A 20,919-nucleotide genomic window follows, 5' to 3' on the forward strand; every position below is an offset into this window, starting at 1 on the left:
CTTCCAGCTCAACACCAATTTTAGCAAGGTGTAAACGGGCTACTTTCTCGTCAAGATGTTTTGGCAGGGTGTAAACTTTATTTTCATAAGTCGCACCGTTTGTCCAAAGCTCTAACTGAGCCAGGGTTTGGTTGGTGAACGAGTTACTCATTACAAAGCTCGGGTGACCGGTTGCACAACCTAAATTCACCAAACGGCCTTCGGCTAAAACAATAACATCGCTTCCATCAATGGTGTATTTATCAACCTGTGGTTTAATTTCAATTTTTGTATTGCCATAGACTTTGTTTAACCAGGCCATATCAATTTCGTTATCAAAGTGACCGATGTTACAAACAATGGCTTTATCCTTTAAAGCGCGGAAATGCTCTTCACGAACAATGTTTTTATTACCTGTTGCAGTAACTACAATATCAGCTTCTTTAATGGCGGTTCCTAATTTTTTAACCTCGAAACCTTCCATAGCTGCCTGTAAAGCGCAGATAGGATCAATTTCGGTAACAATAACACGTACTCCTGAGTTACGCAAGCTATCGGCCGAGCCTTTACCTACGTCGCCATAACCGCAAACAACAGCCACTTTACCAGCCATCATTACGTCAGTAGCACGACGAATAGCATCAACCAACGATTCGCGGCAACCGTATTTATTATCAAATTTTGATTTGGTAACCGAGTCGTTCACGTTGATAGCAGGCATTGGTAATGTACCGGCTTTCATGCGCTCATATAAACGGTGTACACCAGTAGTAGTTTCTTCAGATAAACCTTTAATTTCAGCTATCAGCTCAGGGTATTTATCCAATACCATGTTGGTTAAATCACCGCCATCATCCAAAATCATGTTCAATGGCTTGCGGTCTTCGCCAAAAAATAAGGTTTGCTCAATACACCAGTCAAATTCTTCGGCATTCATACCTTTCCAGGCATAAACAGAAGTACCTGCAGCAGCAATAGCGGCAGCAGCATGATCCTGGGTTGAAAATATATTACATGACGACCAGGTAACTTCGGCGCCAAGTTCAATTAAAGTTTCAATCAAAACAGCGGTTTGAATGGTCATGTGCAAACAACCTGCAATACGAGCGCCTTTTAAAGGCTGAGATGGCCCGTACTCTTTACGCAAAGCCATCAGGCCGGGCATTTCGGCTTCGGCCAATTCAATTTCCTTGCGGCCCCAATCGGCCAGCGATAAGTCTTTTACTTTGTATTTAACGAATGCAGTTTCTACTGATGACATAACATTTAAATTTTGAGATGCAAAGTTAACTTATAAAAATATCAAAATGAAATATGAGAATTTTCTTAATAAGTTAACTATTACTTATCAGCAGTTTGCATAGAGAGGCGACCGTTATATACGCCACCTGTTTCAACTAAAAGAGCCTGGGTTTTTATCTCTCCGGTAATTTTACCGGTAGCTTTTATCTCGAGCGAGTCGGTTTGGATATCACCTTTTACCGTACCGTAAACAACAATTTCTTTAGTATCAATATTGCCAATAACCAGCGCTTTTTCACCCAGTATCAGGCCTTCATCAATGTTTACATTGCCATTTACCTGCCCATCTATACGTGCAAAAGCAGGTGCCTTAAGATTACCCTCTAAAATACTGCCGTCGCTTATAAGGGTTGATATAGCTTGCAGATCAAGCGCGACTTTGTCTTTTTTACCAAAAATAGCCATGTTGAGTTCGGGAACTTTTTAGGTTAGATGTTTACGTTCGACTTTTTACGTTTTTTATACACTTCAGGTTGTGTATTTCATCATCACCTTAAAAGTTTTACAACAAAATATTTAAAAGTATTATGTAGAGCCTATTTATTAAGCGTTAAGAAGTTAACCGGGTTTATAGGCTTGCCATTTTTACGCACTTCATAATGCAGGTGTGCCCCGGTTGAGTGCCCGGTTGAACCCACTAAACCTACCTCATCGCCAACATTTACTTCCTGGCCAACCTTTACCTTAATACGCGATAAGTGCCCGTACACGGTTTCAAAATTATTGATATGCGCTATACGTATGCAGTTGCCATAACCTCCGCTCCAGCCTGCAAAAACAACTTTTCCGCTTGCGGTACATTTAACCTCGTCGCCTTTCCGGCCTTTAAAATCAATACCTGGATGAAATTCGGCACGGCCATCATCAAAAGGATCGCTCCGATATCCAAAAAACGAAGTAAAAGAACTTACCCGAGGATAACCCATTGGTGTAAAAGCAATGGTGCTTACCAGCCTGTTCAAATAATCATTATATAATGAATAAACTTCTTTATCAGACAGCTTGTTGCCTTCGGCATTAGCGTCGCCGCCAAGGCCTTTGGTTGAAAAGCCTTTTAAACCACGCCTTCTTAAATAATTATTAATGGTCTTGAGCTTACCTTCTATACCCTGTATGTACGATTGGGCAGAACCCTCTTTGCTTTCGGCAGAAACTACAGGTATAGCACCTTTAAGTTTTACGATCTGCGCGATGAGCTGCTGTTTTTCCAGCTCTTGTTTTGAGTTTTGGGATCTTAAATAAATAATAACACCGATCAATACCAATACTACCGATACAATGCTGTATGCATAATGGCGTATCCTATTAATATGTTTGGTTTTTATCTGTAAAGATTGGGTGTGTTGTTGGTTTTTGTTAATGATAACAACGGTGCTAATGTCAGAAGGCTTTTTGTTCATTAAGTTCGATATTAGGGGCGGCAATATAGTTATTACCCTTAATAATTCAATAGCTGTTTTGTATAAAACTTGTGGGAATAAGCAATTTAACAGTTGCGTTCCAAGCGTGTGCATCGTCAGTAAAGTGTTATTATTATGATTTGTATATACAACCTGTTAATCATTTATTATTTTTGTAATAGGTAAATTTTAGTGTAAATAAAAAAATTATGTATCCAGAATATTTAGTTGCCCCAATGCGGGAAGATTTAACAAGAGTTGGCTTTGAGGAGTTGAAAGATGCCGAGGCTGTAAAGCAAGCTATTGAAAGCGAAGGTACCGTGTTTGTAATGGTTAATTCTGTTTGCGGTTGCGCTGCAGCCAATGCACGCCCTGCAGCAAGAATAGCGGCAGCTAATGAAAAACATCCAACCAAATTGGTAACCGTTTTTGCGGGTATGGAAAAAGATGCTGTTGATACCGCACGTAACTATATGCTGCCTTATCCTCCATCATCGCCGGCAATGGCTTTATTTAAAGATGGCAAATTGGTACATATGATAGAGCGCCACCAGATAGAAGGTCGCCCTGCTCAAATGATTGCCGATAACCTGATTGACGCATTTGAACAATATTGCTAATTAAGCTGAAGGCTTAAAGCAAAAAGCTGAAAGATAATTCCTTTCAGCTTTTTTTATGCTCATCCATTTTTAGCTATTCTGTTTTTAAACTTTTTACCGGGTTGGCAAGCGCCGCGGTAACACTTTGATAGCTTACGGTAGCCAGGGTAATAATAATAGCCCCTACACCGGTAACACCAAATATCCACCATGATAAATCGGCCCGATACTGGTAACTCTGCAACCAGCCATGCATAAAATAATAGGCTGTTGGTATAGCAATGCCTAATGCTATTATCACCAGGGCTACAAAATCTTTTGACAGTAAACTCCATAAGCTAAATACCGATGCGCCCAATACTTTGCGCACCCCGATCTCTTTGGTGCGCTGCTCGGCCATAAATGATGCCATGCCGAACAGCCCCATGCAGCTTATGAAAATAGCCAGCAGGGTAAAAAAGCCGGCCAGTTTACCTACACGTGTTTCTCCGTCAAATTTTTTGGCATACTCTTCATCAGCAAACTTATAATCAAACGGTGCTGCAGGCGCATATTTCTGATGGATGACAGCAATTTTATCAAGCGCTTCATGGGTGCTCATTTTAGGATTGATCCTGATATTTATTACACCCTGCGGATCTTTATCCATATAGAAGAAAGTTTGCTTAACCGGTTCATAAGGCGATGACATCACCATATTTTTAATAACACCTATCACGTGGTACGGCTTGTTATCATTGGTAATAATCTCACCTACCGGGTTTTTAAAGTTCATATATTTTACCGCCGCCTCATTGAGCACTACAGCATTCGAGTCGGTTAAAAACGCGCTTGAGAAATCACGCCCATCCTTAAACTGCCAGCCAACGGTTTTGCCAAAATCGGGAGTAATGCCAACGGTTGCAAAATCATCCTGCATACCCGGGGCTTTGCCCCGCCACTCAAAACCGCTGTTATTGCTCCATACACCTGTAACCGGGCTACCCGATTCGGCAACCTCAACAACAGCTCCCGATTTTACCAGTTCATCCTTAAAAGCAACGTAGTGCTTATGTATATCATTGGTTTTCTGCACCAAATAAACTAAGCCATCTCGACTGTAACCAATAGGCCTGTTCTTGGCAAACTGTATTTGCCTGAAAACAATGAGCGTACCAATAATGAGCGTTACCGAAACAGTAAACTGCAACACCACTAATACCTTACGTGGTAAAGCCGCCAGCCTACCTACCTTGAACGTTCCTTTTAAAACCTTTATAGGTTTAAAAGACGACAAGTACAATGCCGGATAACTACCTGCTATTAGTCCGGATAGGAAGCTAAAAACAAGGCACAATATCCAAAACCAGGGATTACCCCACAAAATCGTCATCTTTTTATCGGCCACGCCGTTAAACCAGGGTAAGGTAATCATGACCAGTACTATGGAAAAAACAAAAGCAAAGGCAACTATCATCTGCGATTCCATAAAAAACTGACTGATCAGCTGTATCCGCTGCGAACCTATGGCTTTGCGAATGCCAACTTCCTTAGCCCGTTTTTCAGATCGTGCAGTGCTCAGGTTCATGAAATTGATGCAGGCCAGCAACAGCACAAACACGCCGATAATACCAAACATCCAAACAAATTGTATAGCGCCACCAGTATTAAAACCATTTTTAAACTCCGAGTACAAATGCCACTTATTCATTGGGTGTAAAAACACGACAGGTTTAACAGCAGCCCCTAATTTATCGCCCTGCGCGGCTATATTTTTGAGTTTTATATCCTTGATCTTGGCCGATACCTTATCGACATCGGCATTAGGAGCCAGTTGCGCAAATATTTGCCATGAATTATTTCCCCAGCGTATACTTGCGTTTTTAAGCCAGGGCATGGTTGTCATATACAGATCCCAGGGTGCAAAAAAGGTAACTTCCCTAAATTCGGTATTGTTGGGCATATCCTCATAAACACCGGTTACCTTAACCACCCATTGGTTATCTATCTTAAGTGTTTTATTGATAGGATCAGCATTGCCGAACAATGTTTTTGCCAGCGATTCGGAAAGCATGATAGAAGACATGTCTTTAAGACCCGCACGCGTTCCCCTGAGCATTTTCAGGGTAAGCATATCCGGCATTTCTGGCTGTACATAATTACCCAGCTTAGTGAACTTTTTGTCACCATTTGTAATGATGTGCTCCATTGTCCAGGTAGAAAGCACAACATATTTAAAATCGTTCATGTATGCTTCACGAAGCTTTAATCCCAGCGGAATGGGCATTGCCGTTTGGCTGCCTACGTCTCCGTTAAATGTTTGATGTTGCCATACCTGTACAATACGATCATAGTTTTTAAAATACTTATTGTACGATAGCTCGTCCCATATCCAAAGGCCAATGAGCATAGCTACCGCCATGCCAACAGAAAGCCCCGCCACATTGATAAATGTATGCGCCTTGTTTTTGACCAGATTACGCCAGGCTATTTTTAAATAATTCTTGATCATGATGCTTAAAATTTTAAAAACTAATTTCTAAACTCTAAAACCTAATTCTTAGATAAACACTAAGCCTAAATACTAAACTATAAATTACCTATTTATTCGCTGCGTAAGCTTTTTACCGGGTTTACCAATGCCGCTTTAACGGTATGGAAACTCACAGTTAGTAATGTAATAGTTATTGTACATACTCCTGCTAAAGCAAATATCCACCAGGAAAGTTCTGCCTTATACTGATACCCTTGCAGCCAGCTGTGCATAAAATAATAGGCTAAGGGGAATGATATGACTAATGCAATCATAACCAGCATTGCAAAATCTGCAGATAGTAAGCTCCACAGATTAAATATCGATGCCCCTAATATTTTGCGCACACCTATTTCCTTTACACGTTGCTCAGCCATGAAAGCGGCCATACCAAACAGACCCAAACAACTTATAAGCACAGCCAAAGAGGCGAAAACTGCCGATAATTGTCCTATTCGCTGTTCTTCGCCGAATTTGCGGGCGTATTGCTCATCAACGAAACTGTATTCAAATGGCTGAGCCGGATTGTATATTTTAAAAACATGCTCAATTTTATTTAATGCCTCATTGGCTCCCATAGCCGGATTAAGTCTTATAGTGACTATGCGACTGGCATCACCCGATAAATGAAACATGGAGGGCTGAACTTCCTGATAAGGAGATTGCATAACCATATCTTTAATAACTCCAACCACATGAAAAGATACTCCATTCCAGGTAATGTTTTCACCTATCGGTTTTTTAAAGCCCATATATTTTACAGCCGCCTCATTAATAATAAAAGCTAATGAATCAGTTTTGAATGCCTGAGAAAAATCGCGGCCGGCTTTAAACTGCCATCCGATAGTTTTTCCATAATCCGGAGATACATCTATGTTTGGAAAATCTACTGCGGCGTTAGGGTCTTTATTAACCCATTCAAGCCCTCCGCTATATGTACCTACCGTTGTTGTTGTGCTGCCCGATTCGGCTATATTGGTAATAGCTCCAGATTTTAAAAGCTCATTTTTTACTACATCGAAATGTTCATGTACAGCCCCATTCATCATACGCATACTAATTAGCCCTGCTTTATTATAACCCGCCGGGCGTTCTTTTGCATACTGAATTTGCCTGTACACAACCGTAGTACCAATAATAAGTGTTACAGAGAATGAAAACTGCAATATCACTAAAACTCTACGGGGCAGCAAAGTAAACCGGCCTGCATTCATCGCTCCCTTCAAAACCTTTACCGGCTTAAATGAAGATAAGTAAAACGCTGGATAACTACCTGCTAACAAGCCGGTAAAAAAGTTGAAACAAATACATATCCCCCAGAACAAAGGATTGTACCATAAAATAAACATTTTTTTATCGGCCAGTTGATTAAGAAAAGGTAAGCTTAATTGTACTAAAACTAATGCCAGTATAAACGAAAAGCAAACCATTAGTAATGACTCTACAAAAAACTGAACAATCAACTGACTACGCTTGGAACCTACTGCCTTGCGGATGCCTACTTCTTTAACCCGCCTTGTTGATTGTGCGGTACTCAAATTCATAAAGTTAATGCAGGCCAATAACAATACAAAAATACCGGTTAAACCAAACAGCCAAACATATTTGATAGTACCTCCATCAACTACACCATTTTTAAAGTTAGCATACAGGTGCCATTGCTTCATAGGGTGTAAAAATAACCGGGGGTTATGCTTTGACTCATCACCTCCAATTACCTTGTTCATTTTGGCATCTTTAATAAGACCTGAGACTTTATTCATATCGGCATTATCCGCTATTTGCACATAAGTTAAAAAGGCACTGCGGCCCCACTCATTTTTTAAGCCATTCATCCAGGGATTGCTATTTACATACAATTGCCACGGTGCCACAAATGTCATATCGGCAAAATATGAGTTGGCAGGCTGATCTTCATATACCCCAGTTACTTTTACCACCTGTTTGTCATCAATTTTCATCATCTTATTTATCGGATCGGCATTACCAAAATAAGTTGTAGCTACCGAAGCAGAAATCATAATGGAAGCAGGATCGGTTAAACCGTTTAGTGTGCCATGCAACATTTTAAGACTCAGCATGTGGGTGGCCTGCGGTTCAAAAAAAATGCCGGGGCGGTTAAGTTTAATATTGTTATAAGTCAGTGTATGGATACCAGCTCCGGTAGCCATAGTTACATATTTAAAATTGCTGCCATAACTGCTACGTAATTCATTCCCTAATGGTAAGGGCTCATTAGGCATAGTTTGTATCTCGCCATTATTGGTTTGGTTTTGCATTACCCGGGCAATATGATCGTAATTATCATAATACTTATTGTACGATAGCTCGTCCCATATCCAGAGGCCAATGAGCATAGCTAACGCCATGCCAACAGAAAGACCCGCCACGTTGATAAATGTATGCGTCTTGTTCTTGACCAGATTGCGCCAGGCTATTTTTAAATAATTCTTGATCATGCTTTTTTAAATTCCAAAACCTAATTACTAAACTCTAAAACCTAATTCTTTGATAACCTTATTTACTAAATAACAAACTATAAATTACCTGTTTATTCGCTTCTCAGGCTTTTTATCGGGTTAGCCATAGCTGCTTTTACAGCCTGAAAACTCACGGTTAACAAGGTAATGATTATAGCGCCCGCGCCAGCACAGGCAAATATCCACCAGGAAATTGTTGCTTTGTAATGATAGCCTTGCAACCAGTGCTGCATAAAATAATAAGCCAGTGGTATGGCTATAAGCAGCGATATAAAAACCAGCACCACAAACTCGGTTGATAACAGTCTCCACAGATTACCTACGGATGCGCCAAGCACCTTGCGTACTCCAATTTCCTTTACACGTTGCTCAGCTACAAATGAAGCCAGCCCAAACAGACCCAGGCAAGAAATAAAGATAGCCAGTACCGCGAATGTGGAAGCTAGATTGCCAATGCGCTCCTCATCAGAAAACTTATTGGCATATTCATCGTCGTTAAACTTAAACTCAAACGGGCTGCCGGGATTGTATTTTTTAAATACCAATTCAATTTTGCTCAGGGCCTCACGTATAGGCATATCAGGTTTTATGCGTACAGTGATCCAGTTAACCCAACCTGGGTCCATGAAAAATACAGTGCCTACAGTTTTTTCATAGGGTGATCGCATAACCATATCTTTGGTTACCCCCACAATAACGTGGTTAGCGCCTTTCCAGCGCATGATCTTACCAATCGGATCTTTAATGCCGCTCATTTTAAGGGCCGATTCATTAAGAATAATAGAGTTTGTATCGGTAGGGAAGCTGCGTGAAAAATCGCGCCCCTGTAGTACTTTCCATCCAACGGTATGGCCGAAATCATAAGTTACGCTTATGGTGCCAAAGGTAGGATCATACCCGGGCGCTCTGCCAGCCCAGTCAAAACCACCGTTATTTGCCCAGATCTGGGTGGTTGTGCTGTTCGATTCAGCCATATCCTCTACCGCTCCTGTTTGCAGCAAGTCGTTACGCATAGCCTCATAATGACCATAAATATCAGGAGTGTTCATTTCAACAGAAATGAGGCCGGCTCGTGTGTAACCTACTGGACGGTCTTTAGCGAACTGTATTTGCCTTAAAACTATGATTGTTCCAATGATCAGTACGATAGACACCGTAAACTGAACAACTACCAATACCTTGCGGGGAATAGCGGCTACGCGGTCAACCTTGAATGTTCCCTTTAAAACCTTTACCGGATTAAAGGCCGATAAATAAAATGCCGGGTAACTGCCCGAAACCAAACCTGTGAAAACGGTAAAACTTAAGGTAAGCAGCCAAAATAACGGATTGCTCCAGGGAATGGAAACCTCTTTATCGGCAATATGATTAAAATAGGGAACAGTGAGCAGTACAATTGCAAGAGTTAACACCAGCGATAGCGCCACTACTAATAGCGATTCGCTTAAAAACTGTGCAATAAGTTGTTTACGAACCGAACCTATGGCTTTACGTATACCTACTTCTTTAGCCCGTTTTTCGCTTTTAGCGGTGCTTAGGTTCATGAAGTTGATACAAGCCAATAACAATACAAACAAACCGATAATGCCAAACAACCAAACAAACTCAATACGTCCGCCGTTAGCCACTCCGTTTTTAAAATCGCTGTATAAATGCCATTTACGCATGGGATGAACCTGTATCGTCTCATCGTTCATTTTAAAATGGGGCTTGGTAAGATTTCTGATCTTAGCCGATACTTTATCAAAATCGGCATGATTATTCATCAGTACAAATAAATGACTGCCATGATTATCCCATGTTTGTGATTGTGTGCTCCACCAGTTGGCTGTATTATTCCAGGGCAGCATAAACTTTGTTTGGTAGAATGAGGTATTATGAGGCATATCTTCAAATACGCCAATTACCTTCATATCCGTTTTATTATCAATCCGCACAGTTTTGTTGATCGGATCAGCATCGCCAAATAAAGCTTTGGCGACTGATTGCGACAGCACAAATGAGGAAGGATCTCTAAAGCTCGAGTAGCTGCCTTTTACCATATTGAGTGAAAGCATAGCCGGCATATCAGCCTCGGCCCACATTCCGGTTTGAGATATTTTTTTATCGCCTACGGCCAATATATGCGCGCTTTCCCAGGTAAGGGCTGTTGACTTAAAATCGCCCGCGTATTTGGTACGGAGTTCATCGCTCAAAGGTACAACGGTCGACTCAAATGTACCCGTTTCGCCATTACTGGTTTGAGTAACCATGATCTGACCTAAGCGATCATAATTTTTATGATATTGGTTAAAGGATAGCTCGTCCCATACCCAAAGGCCTATGAGCATAGCTATGGCCATACCTACCGACAGGCCCACTATGTTTATTGCCGAATGCACCTTGTTTTTAACAAGATTACGCCAGGCTATTTTTAAATAATTTTTGATCATGATGTTTAAATTCTAAAAACCTAATTCCTAAACTCAATCACTCATTCTAAATATCGTTACTCGCTTCTTAAGCTTTTTATTGGGTTAATAAGCGCGGCCTTCAGCGCCTGGAAACTTATGGTTGCCATAGCTATAAGTATAATTAAACCACCCGATAGCGCGAACATCCACCATTGCATAGGTGTACTATAGGCAAATCCGCGCAGCCAATAACTCATAGTATACCAGGATACAGGTAGTGCTATTAATAATGCAATAACCACCAGCAATAAAAACTCTGATGATAGCAGAGCAAATAATGACTGCACACTTGCGCCCAATACTTTACGGATACCGATCTCTTTAATACGCTGTTCGGCAGTGAACATAGCCAGCCCTAATAAACCCAGGCACGAAATAAATATGGCCAGGAATGCGAAAGCATCTGATAGCTTGGTTACAACCTGTTCATTTTGATATAGCTTTTGATACTCCTCATCAGAAAAAGTATAGCTAAACGGAAATGCCGGATTAATTTCTTTACTCAAATTTTCAAGGCTGGCCAATGCCTGTTTGGTTTTACCTGGCTGGGTTTTAACCAGTATATTACCGTAATATTCCTGCTCTCCAAACCGAATTATCAATGGTTTGATTTGCTCATGCATGGAGTCAAAATGAAAATCTTTTAGCACACCAATAATTTGACCCTTTCTTTTCCAAAAGGATAGTGGCTTGCCAATGGGGTTGGCATATCCTAACCTTTTGAGCGCAGCTTCATTTATAATATATCCGGCAGAGTCAGTCGGAAAATCTTTCGAAAAATCACGGCCTGAAAGCATTTTCAGTTTCATGGTTTTCACAAAATCATACCCTACAGATACCTGGGTAAACTGAATACTTACATTGGGATCTTTCCCTTCCCATTGTACATCAGCAGTACCGTTTTCAATACTGGTTGGTGTAAGTGTTATGCGCGAAACGGATTGTATACCGGGCATTTGCAGGGCTTGCTCTTTAAATGTACCATATTTGGGCAACAATGCCCCGTTCATAGGTATGTATATCAGGTTTTCCCGGTCATAGCCAAGGTTTTTTGATTGTACATAGGTCATTTGCTTTGATATAACTATAGTGGCTGTTATCAGTATAACCGACAGGGCAAACTGAAATACAACCAAACCTTTCCGAAATATGGTAGAGCCCGAATCCAGCTTTATGGTACCCTTTAGCACTTTAGCCGGGTTAAATGACGACAGGAACAAAGCCGGATAGCTACCGGATACTAAACCGGTTACCAGGGTTATAGCAGCCAGCTTAAGCCAAAATAGCGGCTGATTAAATGGCAACGCTATTTCTTTTTGTGTAATTTGATTAAATACCGGCAGCAATAACACTAACAATATCAACGAAACAAATACCGCTAAAGTGGTTACCAACAACGATTCGCCAATAAACTGCTTAATTAGCGTTGACCGTAAGGCGCCAACTACCTTGCGTACGCCAATTTCGCGTGAGCGTTTAACAGAGCGCGCTGTAGTCAGGTTCATGAAATTGATACAGGCTATGAGTAAAATAAAAACAGCTACAATGGTAAACATGCGCACATATTCAATACGCCCGCCGCTAATTTTGCCATTTTCAAAATTGCTGTGCAGGTACTTGTCGCCAAGGCGTTGCATTGCCAGCTCTTCGGTAAAAGTGCCCTTCTTTTGATGGGTATTCAGGTTATCTAAAAAGTGAGTTAGTTTCTTTTCAACCTTCGCAGGGTCCGCATCGGCACGCAGCATAATGATGGTGCCTGGGCCGTTGCTGTCCCATTGTTTCGCCCAGGAATTTTCTTCTAAAAAATCGTCCCAATTTTTAACAAAATCAAACTGCTCTGATGAGGTTTTGGGCAAATTCTCAAATACACCTGTAACCGTAAAGTTCTTTCTATTTTCATAACGAATGGTTTTGCCAATGGCAGCTTCCGGGCTACCAAAAAAGGCCACCGCCATTTTGCGTGATATTGCCAGGCTCACCGGTGAGTTTATGGCGGTTTGAGCATTACCTTGGAGTAAAGGAATATTGAGCATTTTAAAACAATCGGCACCAACATCGGTACCATTCATTTTTACTATTTTATCGCCCAATTGAAAGGTACTTTCCTCGCCGAAAGCAACACCGGTGGCGGCCTCTATTTCTGGTATCTGCTTTTTTAACTCTTCAGGTAAAAGTCCCGGAGTGGCGTATTGCCCTACAGTTTTATTATCATAATAAAGACGTTCGTAAACAGCATATAACCTATCGCCATTTTTAGGGTACTGATCAATGCTCAGTTCGTTTTGTACCCACAACAAAATGAGCAAACTACAGGTAAGGCCAACAGACAGGCCCGCTATATTAATAAAAGTATGCACCTTGTTTTTTGTCAGGTTGCGCCACGCTATTTTTAAATAGTTCTTGATCATATCTGTACTGTAGCTTAAAGCTAAAGGCAAAAAGCCTAAAGCTTTATTTTATGTAACTTATTTATCACTTTAAGCCTTCGGCTTTAAGCTTATTCTGCTTTTAAACTTTTTACCGGGTTCATCACCGCGGCCTTAATACTTTGATAGCTCACCGTTGCCAGGGCTATTACTATGGCTACTACAGCAGCTATGGTAAACATCCACCAGCTTATGGTTATGCGGTAAGTAAAATCCTGCAGCCATTTGTTCATTGCCCACCACGCCACCGGCGATGCGATAACAATAGCGAGGAGTACCAGCTTAATAAAATTCATGGATAGCAAGGATGTGATATTAGCTACGCTGGCACCTAATACTTTACGGATACCAATCTCTTTACTGCGCTGCTCGGCCATAAAAGCAGCCAGGGCGAATAAGCCCAAACAGGCAATGCAGATAGCCAATATGGCAAAACTGGTAAATATGCGGCCCATACGCTGTACATCGGCATACATGCTGGCAAAACGCTCATCCATAAAAGTATAGCGAATGGGTTGGTTAGGCGAAAAATTCTTCCAGGTTTTTGTGATCTGAGCCAGCGTATTCTCTACATTACCCGACTTTATTTTTACCGATACAATAGAATTACTATTACTCAAATGCATCACCAACGGATCTATCCCATCCCGGAGCGATTCAAAATTAAAGTCCTGTACCATACCTATTATCAATCTTGGCGCACCATAATTGGTAATTCGCTTACCAATGGGATTTGTCAGATTGAGCTTTTTAGCCAGGCTTTGATTGATAATGACGGCTTGCGAATCGGTTTTCAGGCTTGGGTCAAAGTTGCGGCCTGCTATTATTTTCATCCCGAATGTTTTGATGTAATCGGCATCCACATCCCAAAACTGGCTACCAATGCCTGCCTCTATCTTTTCCTTACCTTCGTTATGAAACTCATTACCATTTCGCTTGGTGCCCGATACAGGCAAAAAATCACTGATAGACGCGCTTTGTACCGACGATAATTTTAATAGCTCATTTTTAAAGCTCGTTACCTCATTATCCAAAGTATTGGTGCCTTGTATCATTACTACCTGATCTTTTTCAAAGCCCACTTTTTTATTCAGGATAAATTGCATCTGGTTGTATATAACAACCGTGCTGATGATCAGAATAATAGATGTAGTAAACTGGAATACTACCAAGCCGTTCCTTAGCACCGAGCTTTTACTGCCTATACTTAGTTTACCCTTTAATACCTCGGCCGGTTTAAACCCTGAAAGGTAAAACGCTGGATAAATGCCGGCAAGCACGCCAATTAAAACTGCCGATATCAATATAATCGGTATAAACCACCATTGCAGCCAGGGCATAGCAAGTGATTTTGATGCCAGTGTATTAAAATAAGGAAGCAATACAGCAGCCAATACCAACCCAACTAAAAAAGAGAAAAAACTATATAATAATGATTCGGTTAAAAATTGACTGATTAGCCCACTTCGCTGAGAACCTACTACCTTGCGTAAACCAACTTCCTTTGCCCTGTTGGCAGATTTTGCTGTTGACAGGTTAATAAAATTGATACACGCTATAAATAAAATAAAGACTGCTACCGCGCCAAACAACCAAATAAACCTAATATCACCATGCTGCATTCCATCATGTATATCATACGAATACAGGTTGATGTTTTGGATATTCTGTAGATACATTTTTAGTGCACCTGCAATTATTGACGCGTTTTTATCCCCATTCTTTAACATATCAGGTATGTAATAATTTTTAATTATCCCATCACTGATCTTTTTCTGCAGCGTCTTCACATCAACCCCGGGCTTCAACAAAAGATAAACACTATAGTTACTCGCCCCCCATGTGGTTTGCTCCCCATCCCAAAATTGAACGCCTGTAAGTGTTAGTAAAAAATCATAATTCAGGTGCGTGGTTTTAGATATATCCTGCATAACGCCGCCAATTTTATATGGCTTGCTTTTGTCATTATTAAGATACATAACCTTACCAACAGGGTTTTGACCTGGGAAATATTTATCGGCTTTGCTTTTAGATATCACCATAGTAAAAGGCTCAGCAAGCGCGTGCGTTCTGTCGCCATAAACCATAGGCAGTTTCAATATATCAAGTAACGACTGATCGGCATAAGCAAATCCCTCTTCATGGGTATCTTCCACAGCGTCCGCACGCTTTAACTCGTTGCTCCCGGCACCCCGGAACAACGAATTCGGCATCAGTCTTCCAAAATTCTGAACTTCCGGAAAATCAGCTTTAACTGTACGCCCCATTACAGCAGGCCAATCAACGCCTTTTCCATCAAATCCATCCACATGATATGCGCCAACAATCCGGTATATGTTATTTCCATCCGGATAATGCTTATCAAAGCTAAGTTCATTATGAATATATAAGGCAATTAACAGGCAGGCCGCAATACTAAGCGCAAAGCCGCCAATTTTTATGGCCGCATACATTTTTTGTTTGCGTAACTGTCTGATAGCTATTTTTAAATAATTCTTGATCATCTGGGGTAATTTTTAAATCCGTTAGCAAAGCATCATTTAACACCACCATATAATAACATGCATGCCAATTTTATAAACACCTCATTTATTGATAATTACAAATAAATCAAATACTAAACCGTTCGTATTCGTACAATTGGTGTCCGGTTTCATCATAAACATTCAGGGTAGGTAACATAAATGTATTTTAATTTGCTCATCCTTGATAATACAAATTGTGAATACCACACATTTTATTACAAAGCAAAATACTATAATTGCGTATGACTGATCTGAAGTATTTTCCGAAGCTACTGTTATCGTGCGTGTTAACAGCAGCAATTACCTCGTCTTATGCGCAGGAAGCGCCTCAACCAGAAAACCCGGCATTAAAAATTTATCGTGCAGTACCGCCTAAGATCAACGATCTGGTGCATACAAAACTTGATGTGCGTTTTGATTATAAGAAACGCTATATGTACGGTAAAGAATGGGTTACTTTAAAACCACACTTTTATCCAACCGATAGCTTAAGGCTTGATGCCAAAGGCATGGATCTTAAAAATATATCAATAGTAAAAAATGGTAAAAATATACCACTTAAATTTACTTACCTGGATAGTCTGTCGGTTGCCATTAAGCTGGATAAGGTTTATCAAAACAATGAAAACTATACCGTTTATATTGACTATACCGCTAAACCCAATGAGCTGAAACAAAAGGGCAGCGCGGCTATTAATGATGCCAAAGGCCTGTATTTCATAAACCCAGACGGTACCGAAAAAGATAAGCCTACCCAGATATGGACGCAGGGTGAAACTGAAAGTTCATCGGCATGGTTCCCAACCATTGACAAGCCAAGCCAGAAAACTACTGAAGAGATAAGCATGACCGTACCCGCCAAATACGTCACCCTATCAAACGGCAGACTGGCATCGCAAAAAACTAATACCGACGGCACCCGTACCGATACCTGGAAGATGGAGCTGCCGCACTCGCCATACCTGTTTATGATGGCCGTTGGCGATTTTAAAATTTACAAGGATAAATGGCGCGACAAAGAGGTAAATTATTACCTGGAGCCGAAATATGCTCCTTATGCTAAAGAAATATTTGGCTTTACTCCTGAGGTAATGGAGTTTTACTCTAAAACCCTGGGTGTTGATTATCCGTGGAATAAATACTCACAAATTGTAGCCCGCGATTATGTGAGCGGAGCTATGGAAAATACCACAGCCACCCTACATGGCGAATATGTACAGGCCACTCACCGTGAGTTAATAGATGCTTATTTTAACAATGGCCGCAGCACTATCGTACATGAGCTATTTCACCAGTGGTTTGGCGATTATGTAACAGCCGAAAGCTGGAGTAATTTAACCGTAAATGAATCATTTGCCAATTTTAGCGAAACCCTTTGGGCAGAGCATAAATATGGTAAAGATGCCGGCGATGAGCATAACCATGATGATATGCTGAGTTATTTCAGAAACGGTGATGCTAAAACCAAAGACCTTGTGCGTTTTCATTATGCTGATAAAGAAGATGTTTTTGATGTGGTTACCTATCAAAAAGGCGGTCGTATTTTAAATATGCTGCGCAACTATTTGGGTGATGCCGCGTTTTTCAAGGGCCTGAATATTTACCTGAAAACCAATGCGTTTAAAAATGGTGAGGCACAGCAATTACGCCTGGCCCTGGAAGAAGCCAGCGGCCTTGACCTTAACTGGTATTTTAACCAATGGTATTACGGGGCGGGCCACCCGGTGTTAAACATCAGCTACAAATGGGATGATGCTACCAAAACCCAAACCGTTTATCTGCAACAAAGTCAGGATGGTCAAACCTTTAAATTACCAATGGCCATTGATATTTATGCAGGCGGTAAAAAAGAACGTCACAAAATTTGGATGAATGACAAGGCCGATACTTTAACTTTTCAGTTAGCTGCTAAACCCGACCTGGTAAATGTGGATGGTGATAAAATATTACTGGCTAAAAAAACCGACAATAAATCTATAGACGAGTTTGTTTACCAGTATTTTAACGCACCGTTATACATGGACAGGTTTGAAGCCATTGAAGCAGCTGCTGCCAATCAAAAAGAACAGCCTAATCAAAAAATAATCATCGCGGCTTTAAAAGATAAATATTATGGTCTGCGTATTAAAGCCATCAAAGCCTTAAATCTTACCAATGATGATGTACGCAATGCAGCATTGCCTGTACTAACCTCACTGGCACAAACAGACGATAATACATTGGCCCGTGCCGCTGCTATTACTGCTTTAGGGAAACTTAAGTTGGCAGGTAATTTAACCTTGTTCAAGCAAGCGCTTACCAGCGAGTCATATGCTGTACAAGGAGCAGCTTTAACAGGCATTAACGAGTTAGAGCCAGCCCAGGCATTAACATTGGCTAAAGGCTTTGAAAAAGATAATAAAGGAGCCCTTTCTGACGCGATCTTTAATATCTACGCTACAAGCGGAGGTGCAGAGCAATGGCCATTTATATTGGAAACATTTAAAAACAGCACTATACAAGTTAAATTCAACAACGTTCGAAAATTTGCCGAAATGACCGGCCATGTTGATAAGCCTGAATATGCGCAGCAAGGTATAAATGAACTTAAAGCGTTTGGTATCAAATACAAAATGTATGGTGCCGACGAATTTGTTACCCAAGTTATGCAGAATATTGAAACCCAGCGTACAGCATTGCATGATACACAATCAGTAACCGTTGCCGAGGATGCTATTAAACAACTGAAAGAAACTAAATAGAGGATTTTGCCCCCAACAAAAAAGGCCGCTAAATTTAGCGGCCTTTTTTGTTGGGATAGTTTATTGAATTTTTATTTCAGTACAGTTGATTAGCGTACCAGCGTACCTATATCTTCACCTTTGGCTATTTTCATAAAGTTGCCTGGCTCGTTCATATCAAATACAATGATAGGCAATTTGTTTTCGCGGCACAGGGTAATAGCGGTCATGTCCATTACGTTAAGGCCCCGATCATACACTTCCTGAAATGATATTTCATCATAACGGGTAGCAGAGGGGTCTTTTTCAGGATCTGCTGTATAAATACCATCCACACGGGTACCTTTTAGTACCACATCGGCTTTAATTTCAATTGCACGCAGGGAAGCAGCTGTATCGGTAGTAAAATAAGGGTTACCAGTACCGGCACCAAATATTACAATTTTACCAACCTCTAAGTGGTGCATGGCACGACGACGGATATAAGGCTCACAGATCTGCTCCATTTTAATGGCCGATTGCAGGCGTGTTTCCACACCGATGCTCTCTAACGCATTTTGAAGTGCCATACAGTTAATTACGGTTGCCAGCATACCCATGTAATCGGCCTGAGCGCGCTCCATACCTGATTTTTCGGCACTTAATCCTCTGAAAATATTACCGCCACCAACTACAATCGCAATTTCAATACCTGCATCATATACGTTTTTAATATCATGGGCATATTGTAAAACCTGATTGTTATCAATACCATATTGCCTGGTGCCCATGAGCGATTCGCCCGAAAGTTTTAGTAAGATTCTTTTGTATTTCATTGGGTGTGATTTGTTATAAATAGAAATAGATAGAACTCGCTTGCGTGTGTATCATGAATTGATAAAGCTTTGTCCATATCGGGAGTAGTTCGCCAAAAATAAATAATAAAAGCCAGTGTTAAAATTTTATGTTGTATTTGTTAAAAAAACAGGCAGCAATTAGCTCGATTTTTTTCGAATTTCACAAATAAAAGGGTGATTAATGAAGCTCGCTTTAATTAAAGCGAATTAGTTTTCACTAAAAAATCGCCTTTTAAAATAGTGCCTTTAACCTCAAAATCGGCGTTAAAGATAATCAGATCGGCATCAAAGCCTTTCTCAACTTTTCCTTTTTTGCTTTGTTTTGCCAGCTCAGCCGGATATAGTGATGCCATATTTACAGCTTCAGCCAAATCAATACCCACTTTTTTAACGCAGTTTTCAACGGCTTTTAGCATAGTTAAGCTTGAACCGCTTAGCGTACCGTCGGGCATTACATATTTATCACCTTCTAAGCGATGTTGATACGCACCTTCATTAGTCGAGGTCACGGCATCAGTAATTAAAAATAATTTATCGCCCAGTTCGCGTTTAGCCAGCCTGATCATTGGCCAATCCACATGGTTACCATCAGCAACAATACTGGTATATGGCCTTTCCTCAAATATGGCAAGGATATAACCCGGTTCGCGATGGTGCATTTGCGGCATAGCATTAAACAGGTGTGTTACCGCAGGGATCGGCTTGTTTAAAAATGCTTTACCTTCAGCATAAGTGGCATTACTGTGTCCCGATGAAATAATAATACCCTGGTTATGCAGATAATCTATTACTTCCTGATCTTGCAACTCTGGTGCTATGGTGATCATTTTAATAACACCGTCGGCACTTTCAACCCAGCCTTTTACTTCGGTCAGGGTCGCCTTTTTAATAAACTTTTCCGGGTGTGCACCTTTTTTAGCCGGGTTTAAGTACGGACCTTCCAGGTGTAAACCCCAGAAAGCGCCTCTGCTTTGAGGACGGAAGGCTTTAGCAGCCTCAATCCCGGTTTCAACAATATCATTAGTATTAGTACCAATAGTAGCAAAAACACCAATAGTTCCCTGATCCAACAGATCATCTTCCAGTTGTTTCAATGCTGCAACGGTAGGAGTACCTGCAAATAGCTGCCCGCCGCTGCCGTAAATTTGCAGGTCAATAAATCCGGGTGCAAGGTATGCACCTTCCAGATCTACCTTTTCAGCATCCTGTGGAATATCATTATCAGAAATTACATCGATGATTTGGCTGCCTGATATTAAAACGGCTTTGCCCCCGGTGATGTTGCCACCAGAAATAAGTTTAAAATTGTGAAGCGCTGTTATCATAGTAATTATATTTAACCAACGTGTCATTGCAAGCGAAGCGTGGCAACCTTACAGGATAAGTTTTAAACCATGCTGACCGCTCTGTATAATATGCGATTGCTTCGTCGTTCCACCACGCAATGGCATGACTTTATCGAAACAACATTGCAAAAAAAATCCCCCTCGTTAATACGAGGGGGATTTAATATTAAGCTCCTAAAGCTACTCGCTTAAAGGCTGTTACTGTAAGGCCCTTTGAAACCGAGTCAAGGAATTGTGAAACGTTCTTAGATGAATCTTTCACAAACTCCTGATTTAACAGGGTTGAGTCTTTATAAAACTTGTTCAGTTTACCGGCAGCAATTTTTTCAACCATTTCTTCT

General features: G+C 40.8%; 12 protein-coding genes and 1 pseudogene. 2 read left to right on the forward strand and 11 right to left on the reverse strand.

Going from position 1 to position 20,919, the window contains the following annotated elements; translation table 11 throughout:
* The 3 genes from ahcY to AAGC65_RS17335 all read right to left on the reverse strand — a co-directional run.
* The coding region (gene ahcY, locus AAGC65_RS17325; RefSeq protein WP_343113723.1) for an adenosylhomocysteinase at positions 1-1,240 on the reverse strand (1,240 nt) is incomplete at its 3' end.
* A gap of 80 nt (positions 1,241-1,320) precedes the next feature.
* Entirely contained in the window at positions 1,321-1,686 is a 366-nt protein-coding gene (locus AAGC65_RS17330) for a polymer-forming cytoskeletal protein (protein WP_343113724.1), read from the reverse strand.
* Positions 1,687-1,817: 131 nt separating this feature from the next.
* Positions 1,818-2,681 (reverse strand): M23 family metallopeptidase, encoded by an 864-nt coding sequence (locus AAGC65_RS17335; protein WP_343113725.1) that lies wholly within the window; start codon positions 2,679-2,681, stop codon positions 1,818-1,820.
* A gap of 209 nt (positions 2,682-2,890) precedes the next feature.
* Here AAGC65_RS17335 and AAGC65_RS17340 point away from each other — a divergent pair, with 209 nt between their 5' ends.
* On the forward strand, positions 2,891-3,301 hold the full coding sequence (locus AAGC65_RS17340; RefSeq protein WP_343113726.1) for a BrxA/BrxB family bacilliredoxin: 411 nt from the start codon (positions 2,891-2,893) through the stop codon (positions 3,299-3,301).
* 73 nt (positions 3,302-3,374) lie between these two features.
* On the opposite strand, the gene AAGC65_RS17345 is transcribed toward AAGC65_RS17340, so the two are convergent.
* The 5 genes from AAGC65_RS17345 to AAGC65_RS17365 all read right to left on the reverse strand — a co-directional run bounded on the left by AAGC65_RS17345 (position 3,375) and on the right by AAGC65_RS17365 (position 15,655).
* Positions 3,375-5,771, reverse strand: a complete 2,397-nt coding sequence (locus AAGC65_RS17345) for an ABC transporter permease (protein ID WP_343113727.1) — start codon at positions 5,769-5,771, stop codon at positions 3,375-3,377.
* A 92-nt stretch (positions 5,772-5,863) separates the two neighbouring features.
* Positions 5,864-8,251 carry an ABC transporter permease gene (locus tag AAGC65_RS17350; protein ID WP_343113728.1) on the reverse strand — a complete coding sequence of 796 codons (2,388 nt, stop codon included), beginning with the start codon at positions 8,249-8,251 and terminating at the stop codon, positions 5,864-5,866.
* A 92-nt stretch (positions 8,252-8,343) separates the two neighbouring features.
* Positions 8,344-10,704, reverse strand: a complete 2,361-nt coding sequence (locus AAGC65_RS17355; RefSeq protein ID WP_343113729.1) for an ABC transporter permease — start codon at positions 10,702-10,704, stop codon at positions 8,344-8,346.
* Positions 10,705-10,760: 56 nt separating this feature from the next.
* Positions 10,761-13,133: an ABC transporter permease gene (locus tag AAGC65_RS17360; RefSeq protein WP_343113730.1), complete on the reverse strand. Its 2,373-nt coding sequence runs from the start codon at positions 13,131-13,133 to the stop codon at positions 10,761-10,763.
* Positions 13,134-13,222: 89 nt separating this feature from the next.
* Positions 13,223-15,655: an ABC transporter permease gene (locus AAGC65_RS17365; protein ID WP_343113731.1), complete on the reverse strand. Its 2,433-nt coding sequence runs from the start codon at positions 15,653-15,655 to the stop codon at positions 13,223-13,225.
* Positions 15,656-15,918: 263 nt separating this feature from the next.
* Between AAGC65_RS17365 and AAGC65_RS17370 the strand changes: the two genes are divergently transcribed.
* Positions 15,919-18,417, forward strand: coding sequence for a M1 family metallopeptidase (locus AAGC65_RS17370; protein ID WP_343113732.1), 2,499 nt, complete (start codon positions 15,919-15,921; stop codon positions 18,415-18,417).
* An 89-nt stretch (positions 18,418-18,506) separates the two neighbouring features.
* Here the strand turns inward: AAGC65_RS17370 and pyrH are convergent, their stop codons facing one another.
* From pyrH to AAGC65_RS17385, 3 genes and pseudogenes are all read right to left on the reverse strand, one after another.
* Entirely contained in the window at positions 18,507-19,211 is a 705-nt protein-coding gene (gene pyrH, locus AAGC65_RS17375; protein WP_343113733.1) for a UMP kinase, read from the reverse strand.
* A gap of 218 nt (positions 19,212-19,429) precedes the next feature.
* A complete protein-coding gene (nagA, locus tag AAGC65_RS17380) occupies positions 19,430-20,557 on the reverse strand; it encodes an N-acetylglucosamine-6-phosphate deacetylase (protein ID WP_343113734.1) in 1,128 nt (375 codons plus the stop codon).
* A 187-nt stretch (positions 20,558-20,744) separates the two neighbouring features.
* Positions 20,745-20,919 (reverse strand): annotated as a pseudogene (locus tag AAGC65_RS17385) (elongation factor Ts); the annotation flags it as partial.

Source organism: Mucilaginibacter sp. (assembly GCF_039207105.1).
In the GTDB taxonomy this organism is placed as follows: domain Bacteria; phylum Bacteroidota; class Bacteroidia; order Sphingobacteriales; family Sphingobacteriaceae; genus Mucilaginibacter.